Here is a 13,387-nt window from a genome sequence, read left to right as displayed (position 1 = left end):
CCCGCTATTACTGCATAAAAGCGCGTTGATATTACGCGAAGTATCATCATTGGATATTGCTCAGCAACAGCTAAGCTCTCATAATATCTTGGCTTGTGTATTAACGGCTAAGTGCGATTTTAGCATGATGCTTTCTCGCGTATTATTTACCATTAATGAGGTAATGTTCAAATTATGGGGGAATACTTTTATTTCTCTTTAATACTAGCGTACGAAAGTATCGTTAAATTTGTAGATAACAATGAGTAAGGAGTTATGGATTAAAATCTGAAATGTATTATCTCTAACAAGTTTAGGTGTGTTATTTATAATGCAACCAACATGTAGATGAAGTTCTCCTTTTGTTATCGACGTATATCGTAAACTCAAAAAACGTTCAAGACATACGTCGCGGCTGACTACTCTTCAGTCATGTCATACTTAGGCTGATTTTATCCATGATAGTAATTGCTTGGTTTAACTGTTCGAAGCTGACGTAGGGGGCTGGCCCCAAACGTAACTGTTGACCACGACTATCACATTGTACCCCGTGTGCATTGAGTTGTGTGGCCCATTGATTCGCATTTTTTGTGGTTAAGGCTAAAAACCCCGCGTTGCGTGCAATAGAATGGGCAGAAAAGGTAAAGTACTGGCTGAGTTTTGGCAATGATTTAATGCCATCACTTAGAAAAGTGATTTGCTGCTGGCTTATTTCTCGTAATTTCTCGGGTGTTAGGCGTTGAGACTCGAAAAAATCAAAGACGGCAGCGGCGCGATAGTGGCTAATAGGATCATAGGTTGACCCTGCAAAAGCACTGCTACCTTTGGCATACTTTACTTCACCTGGTGCTTGTTCAAGCACATTAAACTCGGCAAACCAGCCGGTAATAATAGGGTTGCCTTGATAGTTTTCTGGAATTCTTAACATACAATTGCCCTCACCTGCTTGGCAGTACTTGTATCCACCCGAGACGATGAATGCATGTTCTAATTGCATGCTTTTTATATTAAAAGGGATGACATTTAATGCATGGTAGGCATCGACTAAGCACGGGATTCCCTTTGAATATGCATGGTGTGCTACATGTCCTATACCCTCAAATATCTCGCTAGTGCCATAAAATACGGCGGAGACCATCACTGCGTCTGTATTTGCGTCAATTGCCTCTATAAGTCGCTGTGCTAAAGTATGGGTTGGGTGTACTGGGAGTGTTTGAATATCGATATTAAGATCTTTTAAACGATTGAGCTGACGGCGCATAGAGTGAAATTCACCATCTGTGGTGACAATACGAATAGGTTTTTTGTTAGGAGATTTAAAGCAGTCTAAATCAGATAAAAACCGCAATATAAGCTCATGGGTTGACGAGCCAAGGGTGATTTGCGCGCTGGGTTCACCAAGTAATGATGCATAAAAGGCTTTAACTCGTTCCGATTTTTGAAATGCAAATTGCCACTTGTCGTCAATATGCTCAGCGGCGTGTTGATAGCATTCTAATATGCCTTGTTTTGCTACATCAGGCCAAGCTTGATGTGAATGGCCTGATAGTAATAGTCGCTCATGCACTTTAAAATCTTGATAATATGGTTGTAATTGGCGGGCAAGTTCTGTTGTCATTATTCTACTCCATTAAAGGCGCGTTATAATTGAGTACGTAGCTCAAAGAGTTCAGGAAAGAAGCTAATATCAAGTGCTTTTTTTAGGAAGCTCACCCCTGAAGAACCACCTGTTCCTATTTTATTTCCAATAATTCGCTGTACGGTATACATGTGTTTAAAGCGCCATTGCTGAAAGCTGTCTTCGATATCGACCAGTTTTTCTGCCAGTTCATACAGGTGAAAATAGTGTTCGGCATTTTGGTATACCGTGAGCCAAGCTTGTAAAACACTGTCATTATGCTGATAAGGTTGGCTGAAATCTCGGTGTATAACACTGTCGTCTACAGGTAGGCCATGCGATTTTAAAGCGAGCAAGGCTTCATCGTATAAACTTGGCTGGTTCAGTATCGTATTAAGCTCTTGATGAACCGATGGATCATTTTCATGGACTTTGAGTAATTGGGCATTTTTATTACCCAGTAAAAACTCGATTTTTCGGTAGCCATATGACTGAAACCCAGATGAGTGTCCTAGCGTATCACGAAATTTTAAGTAATCTACAGGAGTCAATGTCGATAAAATTCCCCAGGACTGAGTGAGTTGCCCAAGAATTTGCTTTACCCGTGAAATAACTTTAAAGGCGTGGCCAAAATCGCCATTTTTAATATTGCTAATAGCCTCTGTGAGCTCATGTCCTGCGAGCTTTATCCATAACTCGCTAGCTTGATGAATGACAATAAATAACATTTCGTCATGTTGGTCTGACAGCGGGTGTTGGGCTGAAAGTACTTTCTCAAGATTCAAATAGTCGCCATAGGACATATCGTCTTTAAAATCAGTATGAATACTTTCTTCTACATCCCTATGGTTACTTATGGACGCTGATTGATTGGGGTTAATACTATAGGGACAACTCATAACGATTCCTGTTTTATTGGTGATGTGAATTCTTATTTGGAATAATATTTTATTATTAACCATACCAAGCTATTGGGAGAACAACAAAGAGGAAGTTAAGTGTTAGCGGCTGCTTTTTTACACACAGCCATGTTTAATGGCGCAATGATTATTTAATGACAAGGCCATGAGGCTTAACATGGCCAATAAGTGAATTAGTAGGTATTAAGTTGGTAGTCACTGCCATCTTTGGCGGTATATTGCTTTACACCGGATGTATCACATAAAGCGTGTTGTACACCGCTCAAAAAGCTCATCCATAAACGTTTAAGCTGAGGTTGGGCATGATCATTGTTTAACGCACTTAGTTGCGTTTCAATCTGAATATCATCGATATGAGCACTGTCACACTTACCGGTTTTTCCACAACGGTTAAATGTTAGTTCAATATGTAGCCCGTCTGATTTCTTTAGCAAAATAGCAGTTGGATCGTCTTTGTGCCCACATAATGCGACAAATTGACTTGGTTGCTGCAGGCCGCAATGGCTTCCATCAGGGAAGAAAGCCATGAGGTGGTTATAGTAAACAACGTAATGCGTAGTATTTAAGTGTGAGCCATTATCTAATGGACATTGTTCATCTAAGAAGCGTTTTGCAAGGTCAAGCTTTTGCTCTGTGAGCGAGGGTTGGTTAAGGTCTGAACGGGTTAGTGCTGTCATGATATTTCCTCATTCTGTTCGTTGTGATGGTCAAGTCTGTTTGTGAGAGTACACAACTAGTGTAGGTGAAAAAACTTTAAAATTTCACAAAAAGAATTTTACAGTGTAAATTTTACAAAAAATGCTATGGTTAATTTGTATTCACTGTGACTTAAGTAGCATGAACTGATGAAAAAAGACCAAAGTTTGATAAGAAAATCCCATTTTACTGGCACTAAAATACGTAACCTTCGAAAGCGTAATCATCTGACCCTAGAAGATTTATCAGCACGATGTATTCGTGTAGACGCGCAATCAGCACCTTCAGTGTCTTATTTGTCTATGATTGAACGCGGAAAAAGAACGCCAAGTATGGATATGCTAGACAATTTGGCTGAGGTCTTTCAAAAGCCATTAGAATGGTTTTTAGATAATGAGCCCGAGCCAGACACGATCACACCATTAAAAGGGAACCATGGCGGGATAGAAGGCATGGCACTAGAACCCAACTTTCTATTTTCTAACGATATATTACAAATAGCTATTCCTGAAATGTTGTCACAAACGGGGATCAGTGGCCGTCAATTTGCTCAGCTATTGATCCGCGCATATCAAGAACATCATCAAAATCACTTTCCTGATTTAGAACGAGCTGCTGAGGAGGTAGGGCAGAAAAACCTATATTTGACCAGCGATGATTTGATGGGGATCGCCCATGACAAGGGATTAGTAATTAAGTGGTTTGATCAAACTGATGTAACAGAGTTTGATAGCAATAGCGCATCATCAAAAGCACTTATCACGTCTTATTTTTCAGCCCCTAATATTGTGAACTTAAATCGTGTTTTACAACAACGGCACAGTCGTCTGAAATATGATTTAGCCGTACATATTGGCCATGCTGTATTGCATAATTTAGAAGGGCTACAGTGTGTTTTACAAATTGGCAGTAAGGATGTTGGGGCGGTCACGGAGACCAATACCCCAAGTGCACAAGATACACTCAATGCGTGGCGTGACTTTGAGTCTAGTTTTTTTGCTGGTGCATTACTGTGTCCTAAGGCGCCTTTTCGGCAGCTTTTAGACCGAACTGGGTATGATATAAAGGTACATGCGCAGCTCGGTATATCTGCCTCTGTCGCGATGAGAAGAATGACGGTGGTATCGTCTTATCCATATTGGCATTATTTTGATGCTTACAAACCAGGCAAATTAAAAGCAGTATATCGAGGTAATGGGATCCCATTACCTTGGGGAAATATGCGCAGTGTTGAAGACCCTTGTCAGCATTGGGCGGTATTTCGTAAATTTTCGGATATCAGTGGGGAAAGCAGTGCTCAACTTTCCATATTAACAGTTGGGGGTGAGGCGAGGTTATATTGCTGTGAATCTGTTCAAGTTGATGACTTGGCTGGCAATGCACATATATTGTGTGCGGGGATTGATTTAAACCCTGCTATTTTAGCGCAAGGTGGAGATCCGCAAATAATGGTGTCGCAACTGAAGAAGTTATGCATAAAGCATGGTGGCTCCAGTGTCATTCCACGCTCCCTCAGGGCGCAGTTACTGAGTGTTGCACGCATTTTAAATATCAATTGGATTGAACGAGGTATGGACAATGAGGTGCGTGTGATCTGTACTCGGGGTAATGAATGTCCGAGATCGCCGAGTTGTTACAATATCTAGCTTGAAACCAAGTACCCATTATAGTAACTTTGGGTTTTAGTGTGAGGAGCGTGAATGAAGAGCAAAATACAAAAGTTAACCTCATCTAGCGTAGGTGTGGTTGATATTTTTGTCGAAATTGATGAGTTGATGAATGGTTTATACCCAGCTGAACTCAATGTTTTATTGCCAGTAAAAGAAGTGGATAGAGATAATGTGGGATTTTATGGGATCTATCTAGAGGGTAATTTAGCTGCATGTGGCGCCGTGATATTTAATGAAGACAGTGATGGGCGATATGGTGAATTGAAGCGCATCTATGTTAAGCCGAATTTTCGTGGATTAGGGCTATCAAAAGCAATAGTGAGTCATTTATTAGCCGTAGTTACTGAGCGAGGGTTAAATAAAGTGATGTTAGAAACGGGTGCCCAACAACATGCTGCCATTGCATTGTATCGCCACTTTGGTTTCTATGAACGCGAAAGCTACGGAACTTATCAGCCAGATCCGGAGTCTGTATTTATGCAATTATATGTCGCGGATAAATTAACTGAGATCTGAACTGCTGACAATATCGTAAATTGTCCACATTTTTAGGAGTATAAGCGTGTGAAGACTTTATTGATCACCGGCGCAAATCGTGGCGTTGGGCTTGCTTTAACTAAAGTATATTTAAAAGCAGGCTGGCAAGTTTTAGCAACATGTCGCGTGCCAAGTCAAGCTGACGAATTACAATCTCTGACATTACGTTATCGCTCATTAACGATTTTTGCGTTAGATGTGACTGATTATACTCAAGTAAACCAATTAGCGTCGCAGCTTAACGGGCAGGTGGTTGATGTTTTACTTAATAATGCAGCTATATATGGGCCAAAAGGGTATAAATTTGGTGAATGCGATGAAACTGCCTGGAGAGCTGTTTTTGAGACCAATGTGATCGCACCAATAAAGTTAGCTGAAGCGTTTATCACCCATATTGAAGCAAGTGAGCTAAAAACAATTGCGGCTATTTCTTCTCGGGTGGGGAGCCAAACAGAAAACACCAAAGGAGGAGGTTATCTCTATCGTAGCTCTAAAGCGGCGCTTAACTCATCGATTAAAAGCCTATCTAATGACTTATTGCCTCAAGGTATAAAAACGGTGTCGTTACATCCTGGGTGGGTGAAAACAACGATGGGAGGCCCTAACGCTTTGATTGATGCTCAAGAGTCGGCAGAAGGCTTAAAACAGGTGATAGATAATTTGCAAGACGCTCAAAGTGGTGGATTTTATAGTTATCAAGGTGAGGAAATCGCGTGGTAACGACACCTCTAATGTAAAAAAGGTGCCGAAAAAAGATCTTACATCGCCAGAGTGATGTAGTTAAAACTTAACGAATGTTACTTGCAGATCAATTGAGTTGTTAAAACCCATCTCATTAAAGTAATGGCTATATGCAATTTGTAAGCTAAAACGTGCACTGAATTTGTACTTTATGAATGGTTTAACATACGTTAAGTTTTCAAATTGATAAAGCTCCTGTTCTTGGCATTGTTCACAGCGGAATATTGTACGGGTCAGATCGTTATATCTATATCCTCCCAATATGCCAATTTGCAGCTGGTTTTGATAAAGAAAAGGATAGAATATTCCGCTTTCCGCATAAATGGTTTTACCAAAAATGCTTAATTCTTTGCTCGAAAGCTCACCTGTAAAGTCGTTACGAACTGACTCAGAGAAGGGGAGTTTGTCTTCTATATAAATAAAATCCATGCCCACAGCAAAAGACATATACGAGTTGTATTGACCGCTGTAAAAAACTCCAATACTTGTACCAAAGTTCTCTAGAAGTAAATTCTGCGCTGGTTTATTGAATCGCCCCGTGTTTGCCAGAGATTCAATAACTTGAGAAACTGGAACTATGAAAAAATCAAATCGCTATACATCAGAATTTCGTGAACATGCAATTAGGCTTGTTACTACACAACAGCATGAATACCCTTCTCTTTGGGCTGCGCTAGTATCGATTTCAGATAAACTGGGATGTACACCAGAAACACTGAGAGTATGGGTCAAGAAATCTCAAGCTCAACCGTCTAAACCATCTTTTAACACTCAATCAACTGAAGAACGGCTTGCCGCTTTTTTCGCCCAAGCGGAGCTCGACCGCAAACAGAAATAAGCGTGGCTTTCATAGATGCTTGTCGTGAGCATTATAGTGTCGAGTCAATTTGCAAGGAATTACCGATTGCACCATCAACGTATTATTCTCATAAACAGATACAAAGAGAGCCTGAGCGACTGTCTAACCGCAAAAAACGTGATGCCGAGCTGATGATACTCATTCGCGAAGTGTGGGAGGATAATATGTCAGTTTATGGTGCAAGAAAAATATGGAAGCAGTTACAGCTTGACGACCATCAAGTCGCTCGCTGTACGGTCGAACGATTGATGCGAATTATGGGCATTCAAGGTGTTCGTCGGGGGAAAGCACATAAGACAACGATACCTGACGAGCAACAAGATAAGCCATTGGATTTAGTTAATCGTCAATTTACTGCTGAGCAGCCGAATCAACTTTGGGTCGCTGATATTACCTATGTTGCCACATGGAGTGGCTTTGTTTACGTCGCTTTCATGATAGATGTATTTTCACGATACATTGTAGGTTGGCGTGTATCAACGACAATGCTCACAGAGCTTATTCTTGATGCGTTAGAGCAAGCTATTTGGCATCGTGGTAACCCCGAGGGGTTAATTCACCACAGCATCAGAGGCAGTCAATATTTGTCGATAAGGTACACTGAGCGACTTGCTGAAGCTGGAATTCAAGCTTCTGTAGGGAGTGTGGGTGACGCTTATGATAATGCATTGGCTGAAACAATAAATGGCTTATTTAAAACAGAAGTTATTCGCAGAAATGGCCCGTGGAAAAATGTTGATGCTGTTGAATACGCAACGTTAGAGTGGGTTAATTGGTTTAATAATCAACGCCTATTATCTTCAATTGGGTATATTTCACCAGCTCAATATGAAACAGACTACTATGATAATTTAAACCAGTCAGGTAAAGTGGCTTGACTTAAACAAACTGGTCTCCGATGACCTCGGGGCGATTCATAATTGATGCGGGCACACACTTACAGTTTACTCAAGGTGCGGGAATGATGGTCTTTGGTAAAGTGACATTCCAAGGGCGCGAGCAGGCACCAATTGTGATCACACGTTCTGAGGGGGTGCCATATTGGGCTGAGATCACAGTGTTTAATCACACTAACCAAACTACATCTTTTGTAAAACATGTGCGACTAAGTCACGCGAGTAGCCCCAAATTGGGTCTGTGGTAGCCAAGGGGATCCGCTTACTTTATTGGTGGGAAGGTCAATATTCAAGGGTTAAGTATTAGCGATAATTACTCTGCAGATGCATTAAATATTATAAATGGTGATGTAAATATCACTCAGTTATCTATTCGAAATGCGCTATCTGATGCATTTGATTGTGGTTTCTGCACTGGAGACGTCGCTGATTCAAGGTTTAATGATGTTGACGCCCGTTCTGGTGGAGATGGAATTGATGTGAGTGGATCTAGGCTAAAGATCAGCCGAACACAGTTTACCAATATACGTGATAAGGCAATTTCTGCTGGTGAACGTAGTCATTTATCGGTATACGATAGCCAGTTTAAGAAAATTAATTTTGCTCTGGTTGCCAAAAACGACTCTCGTATTGACGGGAGTCGCTTAGCCGTTGAGGAAGTAAATCATTATGCCCTGATGAGTTACAGTAAAAAGCCATATTTTGGACCGGGAAGCATGTCGATCTCAGAATTTACGTGTTCAGATACTGGGTGTGGCCAAAAAGTCGTAACACAAATAGGCAGTGACTTATTAGTCAATGGAAAGCAAATAACGCCACAGTCTTTGAGTGAAAAGGAATCGGATAAGCCAAAATGACGCAGCCAAGTAGACGTTTTGAGGTAAAAATACCTATTCCGTTAAATTGCTCGCACACTGTACAAGCATGGTTAAATAGCTATGCGCTGGGCTTTGAAAAGTGCTACCCAGATAGATTCGTTAATAGTTTATATTTGGATGATGCACATTTAGAGCGCTACGAAGAGAACTTAAGTGGGATTAGTTTTCGTAAGAAGGTACGTATTCGTTGGTATGATGATTTAGCAGATGTTAAAAATGCAAAGTTTGAATTTAAGCACCGAGAAGCAGGAGAAGGGGACAAGGTCACTTTTGGATTAGACTTTGGTTTCAACAAGAATAGAGCGCAGTGGCCAAGTATTTTACGTGATGCCTATCGTTCACTGCCCCACCAAGGTCAGATATTATGGGGTAATGAACAAATGCCGGTACTGATTTGTCGGTATCAAAGGCAATATTTTGAGTCCACATGTCGGCGAATAAGAGCCACATTTGATCAAGATATGTATGTGTATGATCAACGTTATCACGCTAAATTAAACCTGCATAATCAGGTTTCTCTTGGCGCATATGTGCTGCTTGAACTTAAAACTGATGAGCAATATGAACCTGATTTAGCGGCATTAATCACGACATGCCCATTGAGACCTTCTCGACATTCAAAGTAAGTCAATGGTATTCGAATGCTAACGTGGTATTAATATCAACAAGCTTCTACGACCTGAGAATAGAGTATTATGCTAACCAGTGAGCGTAAAAGCCTAGGCGATATTATCTTATCGAAGAATTAAAGAACCAATTATGGGACAAAGTGATAAAGATAAGCGTATTCAGTTAAAAGCTGAGAGAATATTGCAATATCTTTATTGATTGTGATTGACTTTATATTTGGGGTTTGTACCAGGGCGACTTGAGGTTGCTTATGACTTGCAGTATCCACATCATACCCAGCCACTTTATTAGAGGCGAAGGGCTGTGATAATTTACTTGGAGATTACTTTTATAAAACAATGGATATTGAACTACCTAATGTACTTGTAGACGCACCAAAAAATGTAAGGTTAGTTAGCTCAAATCAGTAGTAAGGTCAGTTAGTTCTTGAATGAGCATAAATAAACGACAGTGAGAAGTGGGTTTTGCAAAGTAATACCCTTGTATGCGTTCGATATCGAGCTCTGAACATATGGCAACTTGTTGGGCCGACTCAACACCTTCCGCTACAACGGCAATTCTCAGCTGGTGTAGCATACTGCTGAGTCCTTTTAGAATGTGGTAATACCTTGGGAGTACGTGCACCTTGTCTAACAGTGATTTATCGAGTTTGACTATATCTATGGGAAAGGTGAGTAGGTGTGAAATTGATGAGTAGCCTGTGCCAAAGTCATCTAGGGCAATTAAGCAATTTAATTTTTTAATAGCATTTACGCTATTACGCACTACATCGTCTGAACCGAGTAACGCTGTTTCAGTTAGCTCAAAAACAATATTCTTTCCTTTTGCTTGATACTTTTTTAATGCTTTTTGTATAAAAGTGGGTAGAGTTGGATCTCTCAATTGCAGTGGCGATAAGTTGATGGCCATCTTAATCGTATAACCTAGCTTGTTACTAATGACGGTTTGCTGGTAAATGGCGGTATCAATGATCCAGCGTCCTAAGCTGTCTATTAGGCGTGACTCTTCGGCAATATTCATAAACTCTTGTGGATTAGTGTTCAGTTTGGCTGTAGGCCAACGAATGAGTGCTTCACACGATACAACACGGCGGCTTTGCGTATCAACGATAGGCTGATAATACATTTCTAGTTCTTGGTGTTCACAAGCATGACGCAAATCTACCTCAATACGGTATTTACGTTGAAAATCTTTCTCCATGTTGTCTTCAAATAAGCAGGCTTTATTTTTACCCAATTGTTTTGCTCTGTACATGGCAATATCTGCGTACCGCATTAAATCTTCAACAGTTTGCCCATTCAATGGATGAAGTGCAATACCAATACTGCCAGTGACGTGCATACAGCGTTTTTCAATAATAACTGGTTGATTGACAAGAGTCAGGATCCTCTGTGCATGGCGCTCTATGTATAAAGGAGAATTGAAAGAAGTAATTATAAAGGCGAATTCATCCCCACCTATACGTGCAACGAGATCATTTTGCTGAAGAACGCTTTTAAATCGCAGTGCAATCTCTTGTAATAAGGCGTTACCAATATCGTGGCCAAAACTGTCATTAATATTTTTAAAATTATCTAAATCGAGCTGTAAAACTGCTAAATTTGCATTATATGTTCTATTCGCAATGATTGCGCGCTGCAGTGCTTCACCAAAATAATATCGGTTATACAACCCAGTTAAATGATCATTCTCTGCCAACTCTTTCACTTTCTGATAACTGTCAACGAGCTTATTTTCTAATTCAAAGCGTTTTTGAGCTTGCATTAACGCGCGCTTTAATTGACCCGCATTAATTTCTGATTTGAGTAAGAAGTCCTGTGCTCCAGCATCAATACTTTTGAGAATAATAGACTCTGAGTGTTCATTACTGATCATCACTACCGCCATTTTATTTATCCAAGAGCGACGTTTTAATTCTAATAGCATTTCAATGCCATTCATTTTGGGCATCATATAGTCAAGCAGTATAACGTCAAAGCTATCATGTTCGATGAGGTAAAGTGCTTGTTCAGCGTTATTCACGACTGTGAGAGATTCACTATTGTTTGTTGAGTTGAGTGAGCGCTGAATAGACTTGCTGTCTACAATATCATCGTCGATTAAAAGTATATTCATAATACGGCTAACCTTTAGGCAATTGTAGAATGCGCCAATACCCATCTAAAACATCGACCACATCCAAAAACTGATCGCTTACGCGGTCTTTGAGAAAGTAGCCAGCAACATGCTTTTTATAGCTCTTAACAATGTCTTGTTCATTATCGGAGGTGGTTAGTACAAATATTACCATGTCATTTAGCATGTCATCATTACGGATGGTATCTAAAAACTCTAGGCCACTCATACGCGGCATTTGTAAATCGAGTAATACAATAAATGGTTTGGTTATTGTCTCTTCTCGAAGCAGTTCTAATGCATGCACTCCATCAATAGCTCGTGTGATCTTGTTTAATATTTTGCGCTTTTTAAAGCTTCTCACAATACTCATGAAATCAATATCATCATCTTCGACGAGCAATACATTCAAGTCATGTTTCATTATTTAGTCCTTTTGAATGGAGGCTGTGAGTTGGTACAGATGGCCAAGTCACTAAAAATGACGTGCCATTAGGTTGGTCAACTAATGTAATATCCCCAGCGTAATGGTTTGCAATTTTTTTACAAATCGCAAGCCCAATCCCAGACCCTTCTTGCTGATCTCTTGGTTTTAGCGTTTGAAACATTTCAAAAATTTTTGAGCTGTACTGAGGATCTATACCAGGCCCATCATCGGTGACTTTGATAGAGTAAAAGCCTTTTTGCTCCTCTATTGTTACGTCAATGTTCCCGTGCTCAAGGTGGTGATGTTTGATGGCATTTGCTAATAAATTGCGTAACACGATGGCGATTGCATCTTTTTGTAATGACACGATTAGTTCACAACACGATAGGTTAAATTCTTTATTTATACATATTATGTCAAATTGTTCGAGTACGAGTTCTTTGAAAGAAAACTCTTCTTTTTCATGCGGAGTTTGGTTTACGCGAGAATAAGTGAGCATGTCATTGAGCAACAGTGTCATCCGGTTGATACGGCATTTGATCAGTTCAAAGTTTTCAATTGCACCCGCTGGTAATTCATCTCGATAATCTTCATCAATCCATGATACGAGTTTTGAGATAGCAGTTAGGGGGGCTTTGAGATCGTGAGAGGCCATATAAGCAAACTGATCAAGGTCATCGTTAGACTTTCGCAGCTGTTCAATTAACTCTTCTCGCTCGGTCACATCTGTTGCTATGCCAAGTATATAGGTACGTCCATCAATGGTTTCAAAGCGCTTTTTACGGGTGAGTAGTGTTCTTATTCTGAGGTCAGGAAATGTGATTGTTTCTACAGTTTCACTATATCCTTGCTCGAATGCGATTTTGTCCATCGCCAAAAATAGCTCAGCTTCGTCTGGTTTGTAGTCTTCTAAGGTATTGAAACCAATGACTTTATTCCTTATATCGACGGGGTACATTGACAGAAAAGCTGAGTTTGCTTTTACGATTTTAAAATTTTCATCTTTGACGAATGCATAATCGGGCATGTTTTCAAAAAGTAAATCATTAAACTCAGCTTGATCGTAAGCCGATATATTAAACTCAGCGATGCCTGATTGCTTTTTTTTATTCATGTCTCAATTCCTTAGAGCACTATGAGCATAAAGCGTTTGAACAGTATTTACACCCCTTAGGTATAGTCTGTTTTTACTAAAATTGAAAAAAAAGAAGCGATAATCTCAGGCAGTTTATTTAACCTCAGGTTTGGAAAAGGGTTTTGGAATAGAAAATGTTTTGAAAACAAACTTACGTAAAATCCAATGATGATATTTTGCGCACTATTAAGGCGCTTTAATGCAGTAATAGCGGGCTATTACAAAGAAAGCAACGCCGAGAGTGAGTAAAATAGCTTTATTGGGCAAATTCGCTTATCCAGAGCTG

General features: G+C 40.0%; 15 protein-coding genes and 1 other annotated feature. Of the genes, 8 read left to right on the top strand and 7 right to left on the bottom strand.

What is annotated here, in order from left to right; translation table 11 throughout:
* Positions 1-202 (top strand): hypothetical protein (locus CWC18_RS21290; RefSeq protein WP_212747742.1); only part of this gene is annotated, 202 nt, incomplete at its 5' end.
* A 207-nt stretch (positions 203-409) separates the two neighbouring features.
* Here the strand turns inward: CWC18_RS21290 and CWC18_RS18915 are convergent.
* From CWC18_RS18915 to CWC18_RS18905, 3 genes are all read right to left on the bottom strand, one after another.
* Positions 410-1,597 carry an aminotransferase class V-fold PLP-dependent enzyme gene (locus CWC18_RS18915; protein WP_138592209.1) on the bottom strand — a complete coding sequence of 396 codons (1,188 nt, stop codon included), beginning with the start codon at positions 1,595-1,597 and terminating at the stop codon, positions 410-412.
* Between the two features lie 23 nt (positions 1,598-1,620).
* Positions 1,621-2,496, bottom strand: coding sequence for a tryptophan 2,3-dioxygenase (gene kynA / locus CWC18_RS18910; RefSeq protein WP_138592208.1), 876 nt, complete (start codon positions 2,494-2,496; stop codon positions 1,621-1,623).
* 194 nt (positions 2,497-2,690) lie between these two features.
* Entirely contained in the window at positions 2,691-3,194 is a 504-nt protein-coding gene (locus CWC18_RS18905) for a malate synthase (RefSeq protein WP_138675877.1), read from the bottom strand.
* A gap of 168 nt (positions 3,195-3,362) precedes the next feature.
* On the opposite strand from CWC18_RS18905, the gene CWC18_RS18900 reads away from it, so the two are divergent.
* The 3 genes from CWC18_RS18900 to CWC18_RS18890 are packed head-to-tail and all read left to right on the top strand — an operon-like array spanning position 3,363 to position 6,140.
* Positions 3,363-4,859, top strand: a complete 1,497-nt coding sequence (locus CWC18_RS18900) for a DUF3612 domain-containing protein (RefSeq protein ID WP_138592206.1) — start codon at positions 3,363-3,365, stop codon at positions 4,857-4,859.
* Positions 4,860-4,913: 54 nt separating this feature from the next.
* Complete coding sequence (locus tag CWC18_RS18895) at positions 4,914-5,399, top strand: GNAT family N-acetyltransferase (RefSeq protein WP_138592205.1); 486 nt, start codon at positions 4,914-4,916, stop codon at positions 5,397-5,399.
* 48 nt (positions 5,400-5,447) lie between these two features.
* Positions 5,448-6,140 (top strand): SDR family oxidoreductase, encoded by a 693-nt coding sequence (locus tag CWC18_RS18890; RefSeq protein ID WP_138592204.1) that lies wholly within the window; start codon positions 5,448-5,450, stop codon positions 6,138-6,140.
* A 60-nt stretch (positions 6,141-6,200) separates the two neighbouring features.
* Here the strand turns inward: CWC18_RS18890 and CWC18_RS18885 are convergent, their stop codons facing one another.
* Positions 6,201-6,590: a hypothetical protein gene (locus tag CWC18_RS18885; RefSeq protein ID WP_138592203.1), complete on the bottom strand. Its 390-nt coding sequence runs from the start codon at positions 6,588-6,590 to the stop codon at positions 6,201-6,203.
* A 148-nt stretch (positions 6,591-6,738) separates the two neighbouring features.
* Here CWC18_RS18885 and CWC18_RS18880 point away from each other — a divergent pair.
* From CWC18_RS18880 to CWC18_RS18865, 4 genes are all read left to right on the top strand, one after another.
* Positions 6,739-7,898 (top strand): IS3 family transposase gene (locus tag CWC18_RS18880; protein ID WP_432760770.1). Its coding sequence is split into 2 segments (ribosomal slippage): positions 6,739-6,973 and positions 6,973-7,898, totalling 1,161 coding nucleotides; the frame shifts between segments, so codons are not numbered across the junction.
* Positions 6,957-7,073, top strand: a sequence feature (AL1L pseudoknot). It overlaps the preceding gene by 117 nt.
* Before the next feature lie 20 nt (positions 7,899-7,918).
* Complete coding sequence (locus CWC18_RS18875) at positions 7,919-8,164, top strand: hypothetical protein (protein ID WP_138592202.1); 246 nt, start codon at positions 7,919-7,921, stop codon at positions 8,162-8,164.
* Positions 8,165-8,395: 231 nt separating this feature from the next.
* Positions 8,396-8,773 carry a hypothetical protein gene (locus CWC18_RS18870; protein ID WP_138592201.1) on the top strand — a complete coding sequence of 126 codons (378 nt, stop codon included), beginning with the start codon at positions 8,396-8,398 and terminating at the stop codon, positions 8,771-8,773.
* Entirely contained in the window at positions 8,770-9,420 is a 651-nt protein-coding gene (locus CWC18_RS18865) for a VTC domain-containing protein (RefSeq protein ID WP_138592200.1), read from the top strand. The genes CWC18_RS18870 and CWC18_RS18865 overlap by 4 nt, the downstream gene beginning before the upstream one ends.
* A gap of 397 nt (positions 9,421-9,817) precedes the next feature.
* On the opposite strand, the gene CWC18_RS18860 is transcribed toward CWC18_RS18865, so the two are convergent.
* The 3 genes from CWC18_RS18860 to CWC18_RS18850 are packed head-to-tail and all read right to left on the bottom strand — an operon-like array spanning position 9,818 to position 13,080.
* A complete protein-coding gene (locus CWC18_RS18860) occupies positions 9,818-11,539 on the bottom strand; it encodes a putative bifunctional diguanylate cyclase/phosphodiesterase (protein WP_138592199.1) in 1,722 nt (573 codons plus the stop codon).
* 7 nt (positions 11,540-11,546) lie between these two features.
* On the bottom strand, positions 11,547-11,963 hold the full coding sequence (locus CWC18_RS18855; RefSeq protein ID WP_138592198.1) for a response regulator: 417 nt from the start codon (positions 11,961-11,963) through the stop codon (positions 11,547-11,549).
* Positions 11,953-13,080, bottom strand: a complete 1,128-nt coding sequence (locus CWC18_RS18850; protein WP_138675876.1) for a sensor histidine kinase — start codon at positions 13,078-13,080, stop codon at positions 11,953-11,955. The genes CWC18_RS18855 and CWC18_RS18850 overlap by 11 nt, the downstream gene beginning before the upstream one ends.
* Between the last annotated feature and the right edge of the window lie 307 nt (positions 13,081-13,387).

The sequence above is a fragment of the Pseudoalteromonas aurantia genome (assembly GCF_005886875.1).
Lineage (GTDB): Bacteria > Pseudomonadota > Gammaproteobacteria > Enterobacterales > Alteromonadaceae > Pseudoalteromonas > Pseudoalteromonas aurantia_A.
The sequence above is the reverse complement of the archived record's forward strand: the minus strand, read 5'-3'. Positions and strand labels throughout refer to the sequence as shown.

What these genes read in the sequence shown, in the direction of transcription:
- CWC18_RS18915 (WP_138592209.1), bottom strand. Translation starts at nt 1,597, where the DNA reads ATGACAACAGAACTTGCCCGCCAATTACAACCATATTATCAAGATTTT.
- kynA (WP_138592208.1), bottom strand. Translation starts at nt 2,496, where the DNA reads ATGAGTTGTCCCTATAGTATTAACCCCAATCAATCAGCGTCCATAAGT.
- CWC18_RS18905 (WP_138675877.1), bottom strand. Translation starts at nt 3,194, where the DNA reads ATGACAGCACTAACCCGTTCAGACCTTAACCAACCCTCGCTCACAGAG.
- CWC18_RS18900 (WP_138592206.1), top strand. Translation starts at nt 3,363, where the DNA reads ATGAAAAAAGACCAAAGTTTGATAAGAAAATCCCATTTTACTGGCACT.
- CWC18_RS18895 (WP_138592205.1), top strand. Translation starts at nt 4,914, where the DNA reads ATGAAGAGCAAAATACAAAAGTTAACCTCATCTAGCGTAGGTGTGGTT.
- CWC18_RS18885 (WP_138592203.1), bottom strand. Translation starts at nt 6,590, where the DNA reads ATGGATTTTATTTATATAGAAGACAAACTCCCCTTCTCTGAGTCAGTT.
- CWC18_RS18875 (WP_138592202.1), top strand. Translation starts at nt 7,919, where the DNA reads ATGACCTCGGGGCGATTCATAATTGATGCGGGCACACACTTACAGTTT.
- CWC18_RS18865 (WP_138592200.1), top strand. Translation starts at nt 8,770, where the DNA reads ATGACGCAGCCAAGTAGACGTTTTGAGGTAAAAATACCTATTCCGTTA.
- CWC18_RS18860 (WP_138592199.1), bottom strand. Translation starts at nt 11,539, where the DNA reads ATGAATATACTTTTAATCGACGATGATATTGTAGACAGCAAGTCTATT.
- CWC18_RS18855 (WP_138592198.1), bottom strand. Translation starts at nt 11,963, where the DNA reads ATGAAACATGACTTGAATGTATTGCTCGTCGAAGATGATGATATTGAT.
- CWC18_RS18850 (WP_138675876.1), bottom strand. Translation starts at nt 13,080, where the DNA reads ATGAATAAAAAAAAGCAATCAGGCATCGCTGAGTTTAATATATCGGCT.